Annotated in this window: 19 protein-coding genes and 1 pseudogene; 6 read left to right on the forward strand and 14 right to left on the reverse strand. The window is 71.8% G+C overall.

The window, feature by feature from the left end; genetic code table 11:
- Window positions 1-145: 145 nt before the first annotated feature.
- Both AB0I73_RS27020 and AB0I73_RS27025 read right to left on the reverse strand, forming a co-directional pair.
- On the reverse strand, window positions 146-2,425 hold the full coding sequence (locus AB0I73_RS27020) for a catalase (RefSeq protein WP_363041497.1): 2,280 nt from the start codon (window positions 2,423-2,425) through the stop codon (window positions 146-148).
- Between the two features lie 368 nt (window positions 2,426-2,793).
- Window positions 2,794-3,018: a hypothetical protein gene (locus AB0I73_RS27025; RefSeq protein ID WP_363041499.1), complete on the reverse strand. Its 225-nt coding sequence runs from the start codon at window positions 3,016-3,018 to the stop codon at window positions 2,794-2,796.
- A 325-nt stretch (window positions 3,019-3,343) separates the two neighbouring features.
- Between AB0I73_RS27025 and AB0I73_RS27030 the strand changes: the two genes are divergently transcribed.
- Window positions 3,344-3,817, forward strand: a complete 474-nt coding sequence (locus tag AB0I73_RS27030) for a carboxymuconolactone decarboxylase family protein (protein WP_109378571.1) — start codon at window positions 3,344-3,346, stop codon at window positions 3,815-3,817.
- 102 nt (window positions 3,818-3,919) lie between these two features.
- Here the strand turns inward: AB0I73_RS27030 and msrA are convergent, their stop codons facing one another.
- Window positions 3,920-4,441, reverse strand: coding sequence for a peptide-methionine (S)-S-oxide reductase MsrA (msrA, locus tag AB0I73_RS27035; RefSeq protein WP_363041501.1), 522 nt, complete (start codon window positions 4,439-4,441; stop codon window positions 3,920-3,922).
- Between the two features lie 183 nt (window positions 4,442-4,624).
- Here msrA and AB0I73_RS27040 point away from each other — a divergent pair, with 183 nt between their 5' ends.
- From AB0I73_RS27040 to AB0I73_RS27050, 3 genes are all read left to right on the forward strand, one after another.
- Window positions 4,625-5,074, forward strand: coding sequence for a helix-turn-helix transcriptional regulator (locus AB0I73_RS27040; protein ID WP_363041503.1), 450 nt, complete (start codon window positions 4,625-4,627; stop codon window positions 5,072-5,074).
- Between the two features lie 5 nt (window positions 5,075-5,079).
- Window positions 5,080-5,493 carry a VOC family protein gene (locus tag AB0I73_RS27045; RefSeq protein ID WP_363041505.1) on the forward strand — a complete coding sequence of 138 codons (414 nt, stop codon included), beginning with the start codon at window positions 5,080-5,082 and terminating at the stop codon, window positions 5,491-5,493.
- 89 nt (window positions 5,494-5,582) lie between these two features.
- On the forward strand, window positions 5,583-7,982 hold the full coding sequence (locus AB0I73_RS27050; RefSeq protein WP_363041507.1) for an excinuclease ABC subunit UvrA: 2,400 nt from the start codon (window positions 5,583-5,585) through the stop codon (window positions 7,980-7,982).
- Between the two features lie 33 nt (window positions 7,983-8,015).
- On the opposite strand, the gene AB0I73_RS27055 is transcribed toward AB0I73_RS27050, so the two are convergent.
- The 5 genes and pseudogenes from AB0I73_RS27055 to AB0I73_RS27075 all read right to left on the reverse strand — a co-directional run bounded on the left by AB0I73_RS27055 (window position 8,016) and on the right by AB0I73_RS27075 (window position 11,403).
- Entirely contained in the window at window positions 8,016-8,468 is a 453-nt protein-coding gene (locus tag AB0I73_RS27055) for an ATP-binding protein (RefSeq protein ID WP_363041509.1), read from the reverse strand.
- Window positions 8,469-8,663: 195 nt separating this feature from the next.
- Window positions 8,664-8,941 (reverse strand): annotated as a pseudogene (locus AB0I73_RS27060) (hypothetical protein); the annotation flags it as partial.
- A gap of 86 nt (window positions 8,942-9,027) precedes the next feature.
- Complete coding sequence (locus AB0I73_RS27065; RefSeq protein ID WP_363041511.1) at window positions 9,028-10,113, reverse strand: GNAT family N-acetyltransferase; 1,086 nt, start codon at window positions 10,111-10,113, stop codon at window positions 9,028-9,030.
- Window positions 10,114-10,246: 133 nt separating this feature from the next.
- The gene (locus AB0I73_RS27070; RefSeq protein ID WP_363041513.1) at window positions 10,247-10,657 is read right to left on the reverse strand and encodes a hypothetical protein; all 411 of its coding nucleotides are present in this window, start codon (window positions 10,655-10,657) and stop codon (window positions 10,247-10,249) included.
- Window positions 10,658-10,773: 116 nt separating this feature from the next.
- The gene (locus AB0I73_RS27075; RefSeq protein ID WP_363041515.1) at window positions 10,774-11,403 is read right to left on the reverse strand and encodes a helix-turn-helix domain-containing protein; all 630 of its coding nucleotides are present in this window, start codon (window positions 11,401-11,403) and stop codon (window positions 10,774-10,776) included.
- A gap of 115 nt (window positions 11,404-11,518) precedes the next feature.
- On the opposite strand from AB0I73_RS27075, the gene AB0I73_RS27080 reads away from it, so the two are divergent.
- Entirely contained in the window at window positions 11,519-12,697 is a 1,179-nt protein-coding gene (locus AB0I73_RS27080) for a S1 family peptidase (protein ID WP_363041517.1), read from the forward strand.
- Window positions 12,698-12,972: 275 nt separating this feature from the next.
- Here the strand turns inward: AB0I73_RS27080 and AB0I73_RS27085 are convergent, their stop codons facing one another.
- Complete coding sequence (locus tag AB0I73_RS27085) at window positions 12,973-13,575, reverse strand: snapalysin family zinc-dependent metalloprotease (protein WP_363041519.1); 603 nt, start codon at window positions 13,573-13,575, stop codon at window positions 12,973-12,975.
- A gap of 246 nt (window positions 13,576-13,821) precedes the next feature.
- On the opposite strand from AB0I73_RS27085, the gene mgrA reads away from it, so the two are divergent.
- A complete protein-coding gene (mgrA, locus tag AB0I73_RS27090) occupies window positions 13,822-14,865 on the forward strand; it encodes an L-glyceraldehyde 3-phosphate reductase (RefSeq protein ID WP_363041521.1) in 1,044 nt (347 codons plus the stop codon).
- Between the two features lie 112 nt (window positions 14,866-14,977).
- On the opposite strand, the gene AB0I73_RS27095 is transcribed toward mgrA, so the two are convergent.
- The 5 genes from AB0I73_RS27095 to AB0I73_RS27115 are packed head-to-tail and all read right to left on the reverse strand — an operon-like array spanning window position 14,978 to window position 19,898.
- Window positions 14,978-16,264 carry an ABC transporter substrate-binding protein gene (locus AB0I73_RS27095; protein WP_363041523.1) on the reverse strand — a complete coding sequence of 429 codons (1,287 nt, stop codon included), beginning with the start codon at window positions 16,262-16,264 and terminating at the stop codon, window positions 14,978-14,980.
- On the reverse strand, window positions 16,261-17,421 hold the full coding sequence (locus tag AB0I73_RS27100; RefSeq protein WP_363041525.1) for a branched-chain amino acid ABC transporter permease: 1,161 nt from the start codon (window positions 17,419-17,421) through the stop codon (window positions 16,261-16,263). Before AB0I73_RS27100 ends, AB0I73_RS27095 begins: the two co-directional genes overlap by 4 nt.
- Window positions 17,414-18,310, reverse strand: coding sequence for a branched-chain amino acid ABC transporter permease (locus AB0I73_RS27105; protein WP_363041527.1), 897 nt, complete (start codon window positions 18,308-18,310; stop codon window positions 17,414-17,416). Before AB0I73_RS27105 ends, AB0I73_RS27100 begins: the two co-directional genes overlap by 8 nt.
- Complete coding sequence (locus AB0I73_RS27110; RefSeq protein WP_363041529.1) at window positions 18,307-19,119, reverse strand: ABC transporter ATP-binding protein; 813 nt, start codon at window positions 19,117-19,119, stop codon at window positions 18,307-18,309. The genes AB0I73_RS27105 and AB0I73_RS27110 overlap by 4 nt, the downstream gene beginning before the upstream one ends.
- A complete protein-coding gene (locus AB0I73_RS27115; protein WP_363041531.1) occupies window positions 19,116-19,898 on the reverse strand; it encodes an ABC transporter ATP-binding protein in 783 nt (260 codons plus the stop codon). Before AB0I73_RS27115 ends, AB0I73_RS27110 begins: the two co-directional genes overlap by 4 nt.
- Window positions 19,899-19,932 lie beyond the last annotated feature (34 nt).

Here is a 19,932-nt window from a genome sequence, read left to right on the forward strand (position 1 = left end):
GGTCAGGGCCTTGGGCTCACAACCCCGGCCGCCCGCCCGGCGACGAACCGACCCCCCGCGGGCAGCAGGACGCGGCCGGCGCCGGCGGCCGCGTCCTGCCCCGCGGGGCAGGACGCGGCCGCCGGAATCCCGGGGAGGGGAGGTGTCAGACCTGGGTGACGAAACGCTCCCAGACCCGGTGCGAGCCCAGTAGTTCCCTGACCTGCTCGAGTGCGGCGGAACCGGAGTCGGCGACGACGATCCCGGGTGCGTCGGTGGGTACGCCTGCCGCCTCGAGGGCCGTCTCGCCGCCCGCCCACGCGCCGATCGCCTTGCCGTGCCGGAAGGCCTCGGACAGGAGCAGGCCGACCCGCGGGTCGGCCGCCGTCCGCTGCGCGGCGGCGGAGAGGCCCTTGGCATCACGGGCGCAGTTCGCGTCGTCGCCCACGGCGGGCGCGCCGGCCAGCAGTACGGCGTCGAACTCGACGGAACGGGCGGTGACATAGCTGCGCTGTACCGTCAGTGTGTTCCCGCCCGTGCCGAGTGTGCCGCCGGTCGGCGCGACGACGAGGGGAACCATGCCGGCCTCGAGCACCGCCTCGCGCACGGAACGGACCCCCTCGATGTCGCCGTCCGGGCTCGTGAGGATCCCGATGACGCGTCCGTCCGTGGGCCAGGTCCGCCCGACCTGGGACAGCGCCGGGCTCGGTGCGACGTCGGCGAGCGGAACGGTGGGCTCCGGCGCGGGCAGGCCGAGGCCCTCGGCGACCTGGGAGCACAGCTCCGGATCGATGTTGGCCAGGACCTGCAGGGTGCGTTCCTTGACGGCCTGCTCGTAGCACTTGCCGAGTTCGAAGGTGTAGGCGCCGATGATGTGCTCCCGCTCCACCGGACTCATGCTCAGCCAGAAGCGCCGGGGCTGGCTGAAGTGGTCGGCGAACGATTCCGGGGCGTCTCGCACCTTCGTCGCCTCGGGGACCCGTACGGGAGTTTCGACGAACGCCCCGGTGTCCGCTCCCGCGGTGAACGGGCAGCCGCCGTCGAGGGAGTTGGGCCGGTAGGGGGCCACGCCCCGGTGCACGGCGGTCTGATGCATGCCGTCCCGGAGCATGTCGTTGACCGGGGCGTGGGGACGGTTGACGGGCAGCTGCGGGAAGTTGGGGCCGCCGAGCCGGGTGATCTGGGTGTCGAGGTAGGAGAAAAGACGTCCGGCGAGCAGCGGGTCGTCGGTGATGTCGATGCCGGGGACCAGGTGACCGACGTGGAAGGCGACCTGCTCCGTCTCGGCGAAGAAGTTCGAGGGGTTGCGGTTGAGCGTGAGGAGCCCGATCGGCTGCACGGGGGCGAGTTCCTCGGGGACGATGTTCGTGGAGTCCAGCAGGTCGATGCCCTCGAAGGTCTGGTCCGGGGTGTCGGGGAACGTCTGGATGCCCAGCTCCCACTGCGGGTGGGCACCGGCCTCGATGGCGTCGGCGAGATCCCGGCGGTGGAAGTCCGGGTCGATGCCGTTGATCATCTGCGCCTCGTCCCACACCAGGGAGTGCACCCCCAGTTTGGGCTTCCAGTGGAACTTCACCAGCGTCGTGGCACCCTCGGCGTTCACCAGCCGGAAGGTGTGCACGCCGAAGCCCTCCATCATCCGGAAGGAGCGTGGGATGCCGCGGTCGCCCATGAAGAAGATGGTGTGGTGGGTCGCCTCGGTGTGCAGCGAGACGAAGTCCCAGAAGGTGTCGTGCGCGCTCTGCGCCTGCGGAATCTCCCGATCGGGGTGCGGTTTCGCGGCATGGATGACGTCCGGGAACTTGATGGCGTCCTGGATGAAGAAGACCGGGATGTTGTTGCCGACCAGGTCGAAGACGCCCTCGCTGGTGTAGAACTTCGTCGCGAAACCGCGGGTGTCCCGCACCGTGTCCGAGGACCCCCGCGAGCCGACCACCGTGGAGAACCGCGTGAACACCGGCGTCTCCACGTCCGCCGCGAGGAACCCGGCCTTGGTCACCGAGGCCGCCGTGCCGTAGCTCCGGAAGACCCCGTGCGCGCCCGCGCCCCGGGCGTGCACCACACGCTCCGGGATGCGCTCGTGGTCGAAGTGCATGACCTTCTCGCGCAGATGGTGGTCCTGCAGCAGGACGGGACCGCGCGGGCCCGCCTTCAGCGAGTGGTCGGTGTCGTACAGTCGGGTGCCCTGCGCGTTCGTCAGCCGGCTCCCGGACTGCGCCACCCTGGCCTGGTCGTCTCCGGTCGCCTGGCCGGTGGGCGACACGGTGGCCGGCCCGCTCTGGTCCGGCTTGGGCGGCAGCGGCTCACGGGGCTCGGTCGGCTCGGCCACGGTCGGCGACTCGGAGCCCGGCTTGCCGGGAATTCCCTCCTCCGGGCCCGCGCCGTCGCCCTGCAGGCCTTCGGTGATCTTCTGGGCGGCCCGTTTGACGGGGTTGGCCTCGCTCATGGGGTGACACTCCTCCGCTTCTTAGCGGCCACGGATGGGCTGACCGGATGCTCAGTTGCCGGCTGCGGGCGATCCGATCGCTGGCAAAGCGCCGGAAAAGGGGCTCAGGTCGTCAACGTCTCACGACGAGGAGCCCCACGCAGCAGGCACGCTCCGACGGGGTGAACCCTCCACCCCGAAGCGCCCGTGCTTGCTCCCCTTTCCCCTCGTGTTTTCCCACCACGCCGGACCGGCCGCCCCGGCCGCGTACCCCGCTCCCGGAAACCGAGGCACGGAGGATGCGGCCCGGCGGCATTCGACGCGGGCCGGTCACCCTTTTCGTCCCCCGTACGGCATTCCCGCCCCGGACGCGCGCGCCTGAACCGAAGTCAGAACAGGTGCTCCTGCTCGGCGGGTGCGCCGCCGCGCGGAAGACGGCGCGGGACGGGGCGTCGGGCCGGGGGCTCCTCGCCGAACAGGGGCACCGTGCCGTACTCGTCCGGCTCGGCCGGCACCACGACGGGTCCGGCGCCCACGTTCAGCCGCAGCGGGGCGTCCCGGTCGAAATCTCCCGGCGTCATGTCCGTCCAGTCGCGTTCCTGACGCTCGCTCACCGACGCTCCGCTCCCCGTCCGGCCTTCCCGTCCCCTCACTGTTCCCGTACCGGGCCGGGGTGTCAGTCCTGGCCGCGGCCCTGAACGCGCGGCAGGGCGGTGCCGCTCTCGGCGGGTGCGGAGGGGTGGTCCTGCATGCCGTCAGGCTATCGCCCGTTCGCCGCTCCGTGGACGACGCCTCCGCGGGCCCGCCGTGGTCCGGCCCGCCGCACCCCGCGGGCCGTCTCCAGTCGGGAGACGTACGTCACATCCCGGGAACCTGTCACATCTCGGCGGGCTGCCTCGTCAGGAGTACGTAACCGCACACGCGAACCAGGAGATCACCATGGATGCCCGTATCAACCTCTTCGGCAACGCGCTCGCGACCAAGGTGCTGAAGCACATCAACTCGGCGGGCAAGGCGGTGTCCGACTCGGGTCTGCCGCACGCCACGCAGGAACTGGTGAAGATCCGCGCCAGCCAGATCAACGGCTGCGGCTTCTGCACCGACATGCACACCAAGGACGCCGCCCACGCCGGAGAGACCGCCCAGCGCCTCCACCTCGTCGCCGCCTGGCGCGAGGCCACCGTCTTCACCGACGCCGAGCGCGCCGCCCTCGAACTGGCCGAACAGGGCACCCGCATCGCCGACGCCGCCGGCGGGGTCACCGACGAGGCCTGGACCAACGCCACCAAGTACTACGACGAGGACCAGCTGGTCGCCCTCATCTCCCTCATCGCCGTCATCAACACCTACAACCGCATCAACGTCATCAACCAGCAGCCCGCCGGCGACTACCAGCCCGGTCAGTTCGGCTGACGGACGGCACAGGGGGCGCGCCGCCTCGCGTGCGCGCCCCCTGTGGTGCGGCCCCAGGTGCCACGGAGCTCGGGTGCCCGTGGAGTTCGGATACTCAGAAGCTCAGGACTCCGCGCGCTTCGGCAGACGCCAGCCGGGGCGGACGAAGTGGCAGGTGTAGCCGTCCGGGTACCGCTGCAGATAGTCCTGGTGCTCGGGCTCGGCCTCCCAGAACGGGCCGGCCGGCGCGACCTCGGTCACCACCGGGCCCGGCCACAGACCCGACGCGTCGACGTCGGCGATCGTCTCCTCGGCGACGCGCTTCTGCTCGTCGTCGAGGTAGAAGATGGCGGAGCGGTAGCTCAGCCCGATGTCGTTGCCCTGCCGGTTCTTCGTGCTCGGGTCGTGGATCTGGAAGAAGTACTCCAGGATCGTGCGGTAGTCCGTGACGGCGGGGTCGTAGGTGATCTCGATCGACTCGGCGTGGGTGCCGTGGTTGCGGTACGTGGCGTTGGGGACGTCACCGCCGCTGTAACCCACCCGCGTGCTGAGGACGCCCGGGAACGTGCGGATCAGTTCCTCCATGCCCCAGAAACAGCCGCCCGCCAGCAGCGCTGTTCCCACGGTTTTCTCGGTCCTCGTCATCTGCTCTCGCCCTTCTCCCGCGTCCTGGACGGCCGGTTCCGTCTCATCCTCATGGTCCCGCACCGTCGCAGCCGTACGTACAGCAGTCTCAACCATGCCGGGAGTTCTGTTGTTCCGCCCGTGACCGTCCGGCCCGGAGGATTCCGCCCAGGTCGGGCGGCGGCCGTGGGTACGATTTCACATATGACCGACACACCGGCCTCGGCGCAGCGTCTGCGCGACCTCGCGCGGCTGCGCCGGGTCCGCGACCGGATCGACCGGGAGTACGCACAGCCGCTGGACGTCGAGGCGCTCGCCCGTGGCGCGCACATGTCGGCCGGGCATCTGAGCCGGGAGTTCCGGGCGGCGTACGGCGAGTCGCCGTACAGCTATCTGATGACGCGGCGCATCGAGCGTGCGATGACGTTGCTGCGCCGCGGGGACCTCGGTGTCACCGAGGTCTGTTTCGCGGTCGGCTGCTCGTCACTGGGTACGTTCAGCACGCGCTTCACCGAGCTCGTCGGCATGCCGCCCAGCGCCTACCGGCGCCGCGCGGCGAGCATGACGGCGGGGCTGCCGCCGTGCGTGGCGAAGCAGGTGACCAGACCGGTCAGGAATCGAGAAGCGCCCGCGCCCGGCTCCTCTCTAGCGTGACGGCCATGGACATCACCATTCACGCGAGTTTCCTCCCGCACGACGACCCTGACGCCTCCCTGGCCTTCTACCGCGACACCCTCGGCTTCGAAGTCCGGGGCGACGTCGGACACGGCAAAATGCGGTGGATCACGGTCGGTCCCGTCGGCCGGCCCGGCACCTCCATCGTCCTGACCCCGCCGGCCGCCGACCCCGGTGTCACCGACGACGAGCGCCGCACCATCGCCGAAATGATGGCCAAGGGCACGTACGCCGGTCTCCTGCTGGCCACCGACGACCTGGACGCCACCTTCGCGCGGCTGCAGTCGGCCGACAGCGCCGAGGTGGTCCAGGAGCCGACCGAGCAGCCGTACGGCGTTCGTGACTGTGCCTTCCGCGACCCTTCCGGCAACCTGATCCGCATCCAGCAGCTGCGTTGAGCCGCCCGGTCACCGCAGGCACCGCCCGGCCCCGGCTCGGCGGTCGCACCCGACCCGGGAATCACCCACGAGAGGAAGACACCACCAGCATGGCCATGAGGACGAAGGCACGGCCGGCCGCGCCGCAGGGTGCCGACAGCCACGAACTGATCCGCGTGCACGGCGCGCGCGTGAACAACCTCAAGGATGTCAGCGTCGAGATCCCCAAGCGCCGACTGACCGTGTTCACCGGCGTCTCCGGCTCGGGCAAGAGTTCGCTGGTGTTCGACACGGTCGCCGCGGAGTCGCAGCGGCTGATCAACGAGACCTACAGCGCCTTCGTGCAGGGGTTCATGCCGACCCTGGCCCGGCCCGAGGTCGACGTCCTCGATGGTCTGACCACCGCGATCATCGTCGACCAGCAGCGGATGGGGTCGGACCCCCGTTCCACGGTCGGCACCGCCACCGACGTCAACGCGATGCTGCGCATCCTCTTCAGCCGGCTCGGCACGCCGCACATCGGCCCGCCCAGCGCGTACTCCTTCAACACCGCCTCCGTCCGGGCGAGCGGGGCGATCACCGTCGAGCGCGGCGACAAGAAGGCGGTGAAGGCGACCTACCAGCGCACCGGCGGCATGTGTACGCGCTGCGAGGGCCGGGGCACCGTCTCCGACATCGACCTCACCCAGCTCTACGACGACTCCAAGTCGCTGGCCGAGGGCGCGTTCACCATCCCGGGCTGGAAGTCGGACAGCTTCTGGACCGTCGGTGTCTACGCCGCGTCGGGCTTCGTCGACCCGGACAAGCCGATCCGGGAGTTCACCCAGCAGGAGAGGCAGGACTTCCTGTACCGGGAGCCGGTCAAGGTGAAGGTCAAGGGAGTCAACCTCACCTACGAGGGACTGATCCCCAAGATCCAGAAGTCGTTCCTGTCGAAGGACAAGGAGTCGATGCAGCCGCACATCCGGGCGTTCGTGGAGCGGGCCGTCGCCTTCACCACCTGCCCCGAGTGCGACGGCACCCGGCTCAGCGAGGGGGCCAGGTCGTCGAAGATCAAGGGCATCTCCATCGCGGACGCCTGTGCGATGGAGATCCGGGACCTGGCCGAGTGGGTCCGCGGCCTGTCCGAGCCCTCGGTGGCCCCGCTGCTCACCGCCCTGAGCGACAGCCTCGACTCGTTCGTGGAGATCGGGCTGGGCTACCTCTCGCTGGAGCGGCCGTCGGGCACGCTGTCGGGCGGCGAGGCGCAGCGCGTGAAGATGGTCCGCCATCTCGGCTCCCCGCTCACCGACATCACCTATGTCTTCGACGAGCCCACCACCGGCCTGCACCCCCATGACATCCAGCGGATGAACGACCTGCTGCTGCGGCTGCGGGACAAGGGCAACACGGTGCTGGTCGTGGAGCACAAGCCGGAGACGATCGCGATCGCCGACCATGTCGTCGACCTCGGCCCCGGCGCCGGCACGGCGGGCGGCACCGTCTGCTTCGAGGGCACCGTCGAGGGACTGCGGGGCAGCGACACCGTCACCGGCCGTCATCTGGACGACCGGGCCGTCCTCAAGGAGTCGGTGCGCAAACCCACCGGGGCACTGGAGATCCGCGGCGCGACGACGCACAACCTGCGCGGCGTCGACGTCGACGTCCCGCTCGGGGTGCTCACCGTCGTGACCGGCGTCGCCGGCTCCGGCAAGAGTTCGCTCGTGCAGGGGTCGCTGTGCAGGCTGAAGGGGGAGGACGGCGAGAGCGTGGTCTCGGTCGACCAGAGCCCGATCCGCGGCTCGCGGCGGAGCAACCCGGCGACGTACACGGGGCTGCTCGACCCGATCCGCAAGGCGTTCGCGAAGGCCAACGGCGTCAAGCCGGCGCTGTTCAGCGCCAACTCGGAGGGTGCCTGCCCCACCTGCAACGGCGCCGGTGTCGTCTTCACCGACCTGGCGATGATGGCCGGGGTCGCCAGTACCTGCGAGGACTGCGAGGGCAAGCGGTTCCAGGCGTCGGTGCTGGAGTACCACCTCGGTGGCCGCGACATCAGCGAGGTGCTCGCGATGTCGGTGGCGCGGGCCGAGGAGTTCTTCGGTGCCGGTGAGGCGCGCACGCCGGCGGCGCACCGGATCCTCGGCCGGCTCGCCGACGTGGGGCTCGGCTACCTCACCCTCGGCCAGCCGCTGACCACGCTCTCCGGTGGCGAGCGGCAGCGGCTCAAGCTGGCCACCCACATGGCGGAGAAGGGCGGCGTCTACCTCCTCGACGAGCCGACCACCGGCCTGCACCTCGCCGACGTCGAGCAACTGCTCGGCCTGCTGGACCGGCTCGTCGACTCCGGCAAGTCGGTCGTGGTCGTCGAACATCACCAGGCGGTCATGGCGCACGCCGACTGGATCATCGACCTCGGGCCGGGCGCCGGGCACGACGGCGGCCGGATCGTCTTCGAGGGCACCCCCGCCGACCTCGTCGCCGCCCGCTCCACCCTGACCGGCGAGCACCTCGCGTCGTACGTCGGCGCCTGAGAGGAGCGGCACCCTCGTGGAGGCGGCCGGTCGTCAGCGGCCGGTCGTCTCCACGAGGGAGATGCGGGCCGTGATGCGTTTGCCGGTCGGCTCCGGCTGCACCTCCAGTCCGTGGGCGACGGCCATCACGATCTCCAGGCCGTGCTGTCCCACCCGGTCCGGGTTCGCGACCCTGGCCACGGGCAGCACGCCGCTGCCGTCCCGGACCATCACCTCGAGGGCGTCATCGGTGATGCACAGGTCCAGCCGGACGGGGCCGGGGGCGTACTTGCGGGCGTTGGTGACCAGCTCGCTGACCACGAGCTGGGTGATCTCCACCGCACGCGCCGAGACGGGCAGCCCGTCCTCCGTCCGGGCCCGCGTCAGGAACGCGGCGGCCAGCTGCCGGGCCTTCGCTATCCACGCGCCGTCACCGTCCAGGGCGTACGCCACCCGTCGCGGTGTGCCCGGCGGCGCGCCTCCTTCGTTCACCGGAACTGGTTCCATTCGGTCCGCCTTCACTCACCGATCACACCGCGCGACTACCCGAAATGCCCGGCCGCACTCCCCGAGCCACCCTGCCGGGCCGGGCGGCTGCTCACCGCCCGTTCGGTGAAATGTGTCGGACGCGTCATACGGGGTTCCGGGCGCCCGGTGCCAGGGCGCCCACCGGTGCGGCCGGTTTCGGGGCCGGGCCTCGGCGCGCAGGCGGCGGCGCCGGCGGGCCGGGCCCCAGGGCTTGAGGAGCGGGATCACCGTCATGAGGACAGGGACGGACCAGGCAGACAGGGATACGATCGGTCCGAAGAGGGCATCGCCTCCATCCGGCAGGGGCCGGCCTACGGCCGCGGCGGCCGCGGACCCGGGGTGCTCGCGGTGACACCGGGTGCGAGCAGCCCGAGGGTGAGCACGAGCCGACTCGCGAAGGAGACGACGTGGACGACGAGCAGGGCCCGGCGTGCGGGGCGGCTGAGTCTCACCTGCCCCACGGTGCCGGGCCCGGTCGCCGCGGGCGTCCCACAGCGGGAATGACCCAGGATACTGGCCTCGGCGTACGCGAGGGCCCTCACCGGCCGCGCAGCCGTCCCGACTCCTCCAGCGTGCGCCTGACCGCGTCGGCCAGCCGGGGGCGGTCACGTACGAAGCGGCGGGCGGCCCGTGCCGGTTCGCGGCTCAGCCGGTACACGGCTCCGCCCGGCACCGGACGCACCACTGCGCCCTCGTAGACCGGCAGTTCACGGGTCTTGAACGAGTCCTTGTAACGGGCCGGCCCGCTGCCCAGGTCGACCAGGTGGACCCCGTCGGCCGCCGCCGCCTCCAGCATCCGCAGGTGCAGCACCAGCCCCGGGGAGTACTTGCCGTAGTCGCGGTCGTAGGCGGGGAACCACCAGGAGAGCACGGTGGGCGAGCGCAGCCCGAAGTGGGCGGCCACGGGGCGGCCGGCGGCGTACAGCACGGAGAGCAGTCCACGGCACTCGGGCTCGTCGCCGTCCGCGAGCCGTTCCACCAGAGCGGTGATCCACTGCTGTGCGAACCTGTCCCGGCGACCGGTGCGCCGGTACTGGGCGGACTTCCAGCGCATCAGCGCCCGTAACGCGTCCGGGTCGTGCGCGTCGTACACGAACCGCACCTCGCCGACCTGCCGGGCGAGCCTGCGCTCCTTGGCCAGGGTCTGCCGGAGGAATCCGGGGGCGGTCGCGCGCAGCCGTCGGGTGTAGGACTCGAATCCCTCTCCGATGTCGACGACGGGGCTGGCGAGTTCCTCGGTGGCATGCGGTACGAAGAGGTGCTGACCGGCCTCCAGATTGTCGAACTCCCATGAGGAGAGGGCGCAGGCGGCCAGGAGGCGGCGGGGGTCGAGCCGGATGCCGGGGCGCAGGACGGCGCCCTGGCTGTCCGACACGCCGAGGCCGATGGCCCTGCCCTGTCCCCATGCCCCCCTCTCGTACGGAAAGAAGCCGACGGGTGTGCCGTCCTCCTCGAGTACGGCGACCCTGGCTCCCGGCCTGCCCTGCCCGACGGCCGCGGTGAACGCCGGGTCGAGGAACGGGTTCTCCGGTGCGCCGGATTCGCTGCGCAGATGTCTCCACGTCTTGTACTCGGTGGGGCCCAGTTCGTCCGGTCGCAGAACGAGAACGCGCTTTCGGGACATGAGGGTCTCCTGTGTCGTCACGGTTTCGGGGACACGCGGAGGCCTGCCGCGTTGCATCGGCGTGCGGCGCGCGAGCGGCCACCGGAAAGTACGCGGGCCGCGCGGTGCAGGCCTCGGGCGGTACTGCGGTCGCTCAGCAGCGAAGAGTCTGTGATGCGGCGGCGCCGCGGGCCGGGCCCGCCGGTTCCGCGCCGCGTGGGGCACCCGGCGGGTACGGGGCGAGGACGCCTCGCTCGGAGAAAACCGCGTTCATCCGGCCGTCCGTCGCCGCCTGGTGTGCCGCTCCGGTCGCGCCCGCGGTCCTCGGTGAGCGTGCCAGGGGGCGGTGGAGGCAGGCGTCCTGCGTACCGGGCGAGGGCTCGCGGACACGTTGGGGTGCGGGGTCCTGAGCTGCCGTGGGGGCGGGGGCGGCCGTGGGGTGGGTCATCGCGTGCCGGTCCGACGCCGTGTGCCGGTCCGCCACGTCGGCGACCACCGGCGAGCACAGGTGCGCGAGGAGTATCGACGTCAGCAGAACGATCGCCGCCGCCCATCGAGGCCGCACCCCGTCACCTCCCGACGTGCATCCCGGCGGGGGCGGCGTACCGGGCCGGCGCCGGGCGTCCCCCCGGAACGTCCGCCCGGAACGCCTTCCAGTAGCGCCGAGCGCGTCCTGCCTCGTCAAGCCCCCGGCACCGCAACGGGGCGCACTCTGCGCGCCCCGGCCGCAGTGCTCCACTGCCGCATCACCGGTCGCGTCGTCGGACGCCGTCGGACGCCGACGGGCGCCCCCGGGAGGATCTGCGGCTCAGCGTTCGGTATGTGCCGGTGTGCCGAGCCCGCGGTGGTGCTGAAGCGGGTGCGGTAGGCGCCAGGGGTGACGCCGAGTTCGCGCTGGAAGACCCGGCGCATGGTTTCCGGGCTGCCGAATCCGGCGTGCCGGGCGACGGCGTCCAGTGGGTCGGTCCCGGTCACCAGCGAGGTGCAGGCCGCTTCCAGGCGCACCTGTTCCACGAACCGCGCGGGCGAGGTGTCGGTCTCCGCCCGGAAGAACCGGGTGAGGTGCCCGGGGCTGAGCCCGACCTGGCGGGCCAGGGAGTCGAGGGTGTGCTCGGCCGTCGGATTCTCGGTGACGAGGTCCAGCACCGTGCGCAGCGCCGGGGTGCCGGGCCGGCCGCTCCGGGCGCGGACACTGAACTGGGGCTGCCCGCCCGGCCGGGCGGGGAAGACCACCAGGTTCCGGGCGACGGCACGGGCCGCGTCGCCGTCGCCCGGCTTCGTCGCCCGCTCGGAGCCGACCGGATTTCCCACATTGGCATGGACCTGATACTCAGGGCCCGCTAAGCTCTGCCCAACTCTGATGAGAGCGCTCTCAGATGCGGTTGTTCCACCCCCACCTTGCTGGAACGACGAAGGGCAACTTCCCATGAGACGCACCCGATTCACGCATGCCTGCGTGGCCGCCCTGCTGATGCTCGGCAGCTGGACCGCGGCCGGCACCCTGCCCGCCTCGGCGAGTGACACTCCCGACTCCGCCGAATCCGCCGCCCGGGCCGGTTCCGCGCCGGCATCCGAGGCCCTGGTGCAAGCGATGCAGCGGGACTTCGGCCTGTCCCCCGCCCAGGCCGAGGCGCGGCTGGCCGCCGAAAGCCAGGCCACCGAACTCGAACCCGAGGCCGCCGAGACCGCCGGATCCGCCTACGGCGGCGCCTGGTTCGACGCGAAGAGCGGGAAACTGACCGTCGCGGTCACGTCGGACGCGGACGCGTCGACGGTCCGTGACCTCCGCTCCTCCGGCGCGGCCGTCCGCGTCGTCGAGCACAGCGCACGGCAACTCGACGCGGTCAAGTCCCGGCTGGACCGCCTCGACGCGCCTTCGGGCGTGAGCAGTTGGTCCGTCGACCCGACCGCCAACACGGTGGTGGTGAACGTCGTCGAGGGCGAACGGGCCGACAACGATGTCCGCCGGTTCCTCTCCGAGGTCCGCGAGGCCGGACCGGTCACCGTGCGCACCGTGGAGGCCGCCGCGGAGACCTTCGCCGCGGGTACGGTGGGCGGCGACCCCTACTACACGGGCAACGTCCGCTGCTCCATCGGCTTCTCGGTGCACGGCGGCTTCGTGACCGCCGGGCACTGCGGTGGCGTGGGCGGTCAGGTGCGGGGCTGGGACGGCTCGTACATCGGCAACTTCCAGGGTTCCTCGTTCCCGGGCGACGACTACGCGTGGGTCAACGTGGGCAGCGGCTGGTGGACGGTTCCGGTGGTGCTCGGTTGGGGTACGGTCTCCGACCAGCTGGTGCGCGGCTCGAACGAGGCTCCCGTCGGCGCCTCGATCTGCCGCTCCGGCTCGACGACCCACTGGCACTGCGGCAGGGTCCTGGCCAAGAACGAGACCGTCAACTACAGCCAGGGCTCGGTGCATCAGATGACGAAGACGAGCGTCTGCGCCGAACCCGGCGACTCGGGCGGCTCGTTCATCAGCGGTGACCAGGCACAGGGCGTCACCTCCGGCGGCTGGGGCAACTGTTCCGGCGGGGGCGAGACCTGGTTCCAGCCGATCAACGAGATCCTGAACCGCTACGGCCTGACCCTGCACACGACCTGACCGACTCCCGAAGGCGCATGGCACCGACGAAGCAAGCCCGGTTCCCGAACACATCGTTCGGGAACCGGGCTTGTGGTGGAGCGCTGGGCAGGCCTTGCACCTGCATCTCCCCGCAGGAAGCGGGGCGTCTTTCCTTGGACCACCAACGCACGGCCTGGAACCGGGAGTTCCGGCGCCTTGACGTGCGTCAATCATAACCACACTCGCCTCGGGCAGTCACATCGGGCGGGCGAGCAGCGCGGAAGGTGGTCCGGTGGGTGTGGTGGCGCCGCCGGTCAGTCCCTGATCAGCACGGCCCGTGGCGTCGCACCCGGCTGCCCCGCCGAGCCCGACCCTTCCGCCTCGCCCGTGCCGGAGCGGGCGCCCGCGAAGTTCTTCTCGACCTCCGCCTTCTCCGCCGCGTTCGGGTAACGGTTGGTGCACGCGGTTCCCGCGCTGGAGCCGGACATCAGGCTGGAGCAGGGGCCCGGCTTGCGGTCCGGCAGGCCCAGGACGTGCCCGAGCTCGTGGGCCGAGATGCGGATCGTGTCGTACCCCTGGTCCACGGCCTGGCGGCCGATGTAGACGGTGCCGCTGCCCAGACCGGTGGGCAGGGCGCGGGGCCAGCCGTTGTCCGCCAGGACCCGGATGTCGGCGCGCTGCCCGGACGCGGCCGGGCGGAGTTCCACGGCGTCGACGCTCTCGTTCCAGACCGCCGCGCCGCGGTCGACGGCGGACCTGAACTCCGCGGAGCCGCTCGCGTCGTAGGTGAGCACGCGGGCGGCCAGGGACTGCTCGGGCACACCGGGCGGGGCGGCCACGGCCTGGCCGCTCGACAACAGGGGGAAGGACATCACCAGAACCGTGGCCAGGCTTCCGGTCAGCGTACGGATGCGCATGGTCGACCTCCTCGCGGGGGAAGGGTAGTCGTGCTCATGACACTCAGGTCCCCCCTGCCCGCCGTGCGAGGGCGGCAATCCGTCAATCGGCCCTCGCCCGTCCGACAACGGTCCCCCAGGATTCAGAAGCCGTGTCGCTGAGTCCTGTGCGAAGGATCGGTTGGACTTCCGGATCACGCGGGGGCAGTGTGGACGGGGCTCCCACGTCCCACGGAACATCCCTGCATCGCACCCGGAGAACACCAGATGAACCACGTCATCAATCCCGAGCGCTACGACGGCACCATGCGCTACCGGCGCACCGGGCGTTCGGGACTCGACCTCCCCCTGCTGTCCCTGGGCTACTGGCACAACTTCGGCGACGACCGGGCCTTCGAGACCCAGCGTGAGATCGCCCTGCGCGCCTTCGACCTCGGCATCACCCACCACGACCTGGCGAACAACTACGGTCCGCCCTACGGGGCCGCGGAGATCAACTTCGGCCGGCTGATGAAGCAGGACCTGGCCCCGTACCGGGACGAGCTGGTGATCTCCACCAAGGCCGGCTGGGACATGTGGCCGGGCCCCTACGGCCAGGGCGGCGGCTCGCGCAAGTACCTGCTCGCCTCCCTGGACCAGTCGCTGAAGCGCATGGGCCTGGACTACGTGGACATCTTCTACTCCCACCGGCTCGACGCCACCACTCCCCTCGAGGAGACCATGGGCGCGCTCGACACCGCGGTCCGCCAGGGCAAGGCCCTGTACGTCGGCATCTCCTCCTACGACGCCGAGCGCACCCGGCAGGCGGTCGCCATCCTCCGGGACCTGGGAACTCCGCTGCTGATCCACCAGCCGTCGTACAGCATGCTGAACCGCTGGATCGAGACGGAGGGACTGCTGGACGTGGCCCAGGAGGAGGGCTTCGGAATCATCGGGTTCACCGCGCTGGCGCAGGGCCTGCTGACCGGGCGGTATCTGGACGGTGTGCCGGAGGGGTCGCGGGCGACGCAGGGCAAGTCGTTCGACGCCTCATGGCTCACGGACGACATGCTGCACCGACTGCGTGCCCTCAACGACATCGCGGCCCGCCGCGGGCAGACGCTCGCCCAGATGGCGCTGGCCTGGGCCCTGCGGGACCGGCGTGTCACCTCGCTGGTCATCGGCGCTTCCCGCACCGAGCAGCTGGAGCAGAACGTCGCCGCGCTGGAGAACCTGGACTTCAGCGACGAGGAGCTGGCCGAGATCGACAAGTACGCCACCGACGGCGGCGTCGACCTGTGGCGCGAGGCCCGTCTCGGCACCATGGGCTGAGCCGGGGCACCGGCTCGTCTCCGCGCGAGAACGACCCCGGCCGGGGTCGTTCTCGGCGGCCCCGGCGCCTCCCTCTCCGGGACCGCCGGGGCCCTTTGGGTGTTCGGCGCGCCTAACGCGAGGAGAGGTACTTCTCGACGCCCGGGGCCGTGTGCGCCTCCTCGGCGTTCACCACGCTGCCGACCGCCTTCGCGTCGGGCTTGAGCACATACGTCTCGACGCTCGCCGGACGGTCGACCTCGGAGAAGTTCTGCGCGGTGCCGAGGCCGGTGTCGGCGTTCTTCTGGGAGCGGTGCGCCTTGACCACGTCCTCGCGGCTGAGGCCGCCCGCCTCGCAGGCCGCCTTCAGGTCGGCGCCCATGAGCTGCGCGGCGTTGTAGCCGGAGAGCACTCCGGAGTCGACCGGCGAGTCCGGGTACTTCTTCTTGTACGACGCCACCATGCGCTGCACGCCCGGCAGTTCGGAGCTGACGGCGGGCGCGGCGCTCACGATGTGCAGCATGGCCGCCAGCGCCGGTGCGGCGGGGGTCTCCATCAGCTGGGGCGCGTAGCCCGGCGCGCTGCTGACGACGGGGACGCGCAGGCCGCGGGAGGCGGCGACGCCGACGAGGGAGGCCGTCTGGGCGGGTCCCGCGCTGATCAGGACGGCCTTCACGCCCTCCTTGCGCAGGGCCGAGACCTGCGCGGACAGGTCGGTGTCCGTGGCCTGGATCTTCTGGCCGACCACCTTCAGCCCGGCCTGCTCCGCCGCCCAGGTGGAACCTTCCAGCGCGTTGGCGCCGTAGTCGCCCTCGAAGTAGACGTGGCCGATGGTGTCGCCCTTCTTCAGCCCCTTGGTGCGGGTGAGGAAGTCGACCGCGGCGATCATGTCGACGTCGTAGGTGGTGCCGAGGACCTGGATGGCCTCCCTGCCGAGCAGGGAGGCCGCCCAGGCCTGCGGGAAGGTGAGCATCTCGTCGCGCTCGATGTCGTCGAGCAGGACGGCGACGACCGGCGAGCCGATGACCTGCGGCAGGGCGACGACGTCCGGGGCGATGTCGGCGTAGGCGGTGACCGCCTTCTGCACGTCGTAGCCGTGGTCCTTGACGACGATCTCCACCTCGCGGTCGCAGATGCCGCCGTCGGCGTTGGTCTCGTCGGCCCACATCTGCTGGGCCTGCACGATGCTCTTGCCGAGCGTGGCGTAGGGGCCGGTCAGGTCGGTGAGGGCGCCCAGTCTGATGGTCTCGGCGCTGACGCCGGGGCCGGTGCGGACGCCGTCGGCGGCGTCGCCGCCCCCTTTGCCGTCGTCCGCCTTGGAGCTGCATCCGGTGGCCGCGAGCAGCAGGGCGAGGGCGCCGGCGAGCGCGGCGGGAGCGGTGCGGCGCCGGTCGCGGGGCCGGTGATGCGTGGTGTTCACGGGGTGTGCTCCTTGGATCGTGCGGCTGCGGCCGGTTGCGGGGGTGAGAAAACTGAGTCGGCTGGGTCGGCTGGGCCCGTGGCGGGGGCGCGGGGGCGGCTGCGTCGTACGCGGTCGCGGGCCCGGCGGGCCAGGCCGTGCAGCCCGTCGGGCGCGTACAGCAGGACGACGACGATCGCGGCGCCGTAGAGATAGCGGGCGGCCTCGGTGGGACCCACGGAGCCCTCCCCCGATCCCGGGGCGGCCACCAGCGGGAGCTGGTCGGCGTAGCGGGTCATCAGCAGCGGGAGCGCGGTGACGAACACGGCGCCGGCGGTGGCGCCGGCGACGGAGCCGAGCCCGCCGATGACGATCATGGCGAGGTAGTCGACGGAGAGGACCAGGGAGAAGTAGTCCGGGACGACCCGGCGAAAGGAGAGTGCGAGGAGCACTCCCGCCAGGCCCGCGTACATGGACGACACCACGAAGGCCGCCGAGCGGTGGCGGGCGACGTCGACGCCCATCACCGCCGCCGCGGTCTCGCTGTCGCGCAGGGCGGCCAGTGCCCGCCCGGAACGGCCGCGCAGCAGGCCGCGGGCGGTGAACCAGGTGAACCCGAACAGCGCCAGGCCCAGGAACCACAACCGCTCCTCCGCGCCGAACGGCACCCCGAGCACGGTCAGTTCGGGGTCGCTCTCCGCGAAGGTGAAGCCGCCGAGGGTGAGCGGGGGCACGGAGCGGCCGTTGAATCCGCCGGTGACGGAGTCGGCGGTCAGCAGGACGTGGTGGCCGAGGAAGACCAGGGCGAGGGTGGCGATGCCCAGGTAGATGCCCTTCACCCGGGCGGCGACGGGGCTGAACAGCCCGCCCGCCGCTCCGGTGAGCGCCACGGCGAGGAGTGCGGCGAGGGCCGGGGGCAGTCCCGGTCCGGGCTCGCCCGCCAGATAGGCGTAGCCGTAGGCGCCGACGGCGAGGAAGAAGGCGTGGCCGAGGGAGAGTTGACCCGCCGTTCCGGTGAGCAGGGCGAGGCCGACGGCGCCGATGGCCGCCGCCATGGAGAACAGGCCGATGCGGAGCCAGAAGGCGTCCAGGTAGAACGGCGGGAGGCACAGGACGGCGGCGAGGAGCAGGATGCGGACCGGGCGGTGGGTCAGGGCACCGAGGAGACGGTCAGACACGGGCCGCTCCCTTCGCACCGAACAGCCCGGCGGGCCGTACCAGGAGCACCAGCAGCATCACGGCGTACGGGGCGACGTCGCCGAAGCCCTCACCGAGGACGTGCAGGTCGGACTGGTGGCCGACGACCAGCGCCTCGGTCAGGCCGATGAGCAGGCTGCCCGCCAGGGCTCCGGTCGGGGAGGCCAGCCCGCCGAGGATCGCGGCCGGGAACGCGTTGAGGGCGATCTGGCCGGTGGTGCGCTCCAGGCCCGGCGCCGGGAACGCGGCGAGGAACACCGCGGCCAGCGCGGCGAGCGCGCCCGCCAGGCACCAGGCGCCTGCCCGCACCCGGCTGAGCCGTACGCCCATCAGGGCTGCGGCCTCCAGGTCCTCCGTCGCCGCCCGCAGGGACAGCCCCCACGAGGTGAACCGGAAGAGCGCGAACACGGCGCCGATGACCACCGCGGACACCACGATCGCCGCGAGCCGGCTGTCGGCGACGGTCACCGGCCCCAGTTCGGTCACCGCGTCGCCCCACGGGTCTCCCAGGGACAGCAGGTCACCGCCGATGCGCCGGGCCAGGTCGGTCAGCAGGACGATGTCGACGCCGATGGTGACGATGGTCTGCACATGGGCGGAGTGCGCGTCCTGTCCGCCGCGTTGCAGCAGGAACCGGTCGAGCGCGCCCGCGAGGGCCGCGGTGGTGAGGATCGCCAGCGCCAGCGCGCCGGCGAAGCCGAGGTCGTCGTGCAGGACGGCGGTGAGGTACCCGCCGAACAGGAGCAGGGAGCCGTGGGCGAAGTTGAGGACGCCGGACGCCTTGAAGATGACGACGAAGCCGAGGGCGACCAGCGCGTAGACCGCGCCGAGCGCGATGCCGCCGAGGACGTTGTCCAGGAAGCCGGTCATGCCGCGTCCTTCCCCTGTGTGTCGGTGCCGAGGTAGGCGCGCAGCACCTCGGGGTCCTGGCGGACCTCGTCGGGGGTGCCGTGGGCGATGGGACGGCCGAAGTCGAGCACGGTGACGTCGTCGGCGAGGCGCATGACCAGTCCCATGTCGTGCTCCACCAGGAGGACGGACAGGCCGAGTTCGGAGCGCAGTTCGCCCACGACCTCGACCGTGCGGGTGCGTTCGGCGGAGTTCATGCCCGCCACCGGTTCGTCGAGCAGCAGCACGCGTGGTTCCAGGCAGAGGGCGCGGGCGAGTTCCACGCGCTTGCGGTCGCCGTACGGCAGCAGCGCCACGGGGCTGTCGAAGTGGGCGCCGAGACCGGTCAGTTCGGCGATCTCGCGGGCCCGGGCGAGGTGCTCGCGCTGTTCCCGCACGGCTCGTGGCAGACGCAGCGCACCGGCGGCGAAGCCGGACCGGGACAGGGCGTGGCGGCCGAGCATCAGGTTGTCGGCGACCGTGCCGTGGGTGGTGACGATGTTCTGGAAGGTGCGGGCCACCCCGAGCGCGGCGATGCGGTGCGGGGCGAGCCGGGTCAGCTCGGTGTCGCCGAGTGTCACCGTGCCGGCGGCCGGACGGCACAGCCCGGACAGTACGTTGAAGCAGGTCGACTTGCCGGCGCCGTTGGGGCCGATGAGCGCGTGCACCGAGCCCGGGGCGACGGTGAAGGAGACGTCGTCGAGCGCGGTGAGTCCGGCGAAGCGCACGGTGACGCCCCGTACGTCGAGCACGGGGGGCGCGGGCGGTGCCGTGGTGGTGCGGTCGTTCACGCGGCCCCCTGGTCCTCGGCGGCCTCGCCCAGATAGAGGCGGCGTACGGCGTCGGTGCGGGCGAGTTCGTCGGCGGGGCCGGACAGGCGGGTCTCGCCGACCTCGAGGACATGGGCGTGATCGGCGAGGGAGAGTGCCATGCCCGCGTTCTGCTCGACCAGGAGCACGGCGGTGCCCTGGGTGTTGATCTCGCGGATCACCTCGGCGATCCGCTGCACCATCTGCGGCGCGAGGCCGAGGGAGGGCTCGTCGAGGAGCAGCAGTCGGGGGGCGGCCATCAGGGCGCGGCCGATGGCGAGCATCTGCTGCTCGCCCCCGGACAGCAGGCCCGCGGCCTGGTGGGTGCGTTCGGCGAGCCGGGGGAAGAGCGCGAACACGCGCTCCCGCGCCTCGTGGACCTGGTCCCGGCCGCGCCGACCGAGTCCCAGACCGCCGCTGCGGAGGTTCTCGTCGACCGTGAGTCCGGCGAACACCCGCCGCCCCTCGGGGACTTGGACGACTCCGGCGCGTACCGCCGTCACCGGGTCCCTGCCGTCGAGCACGGTGTCGCCGTAGCGGATGCGACCGGCCGTGATCGCGCCACGGTGCAGGCGCAGTGTGCCGGAGACGGCGCGCAGCAGGGTCGTCTTGCCCGCGCCGTTGGCGCCGAGCAGGGTGACGACGCCGCCGTGCGGCACGGTCAGGGAGACGGAGCGGAGGGCGGACAGGGCTCGCCCGTACGTCACGTCGACGTTCTCGACGCACAGCGCGGGCCGGTCGTCCGGTGGTGCTTGGGGCATCACGGCTCCTCGGGGCCGTGCCGCACGGCGGCAA

Origin of the sequence: Streptomyces sp. NPDC050388 (assembly GCF_040655635.1) — a bacterium.
Taxonomy (GTDB): Bacteria; Actinomycetota; Actinomycetes; order Streptomycetales; family Streptomycetaceae; genus Streptomyces.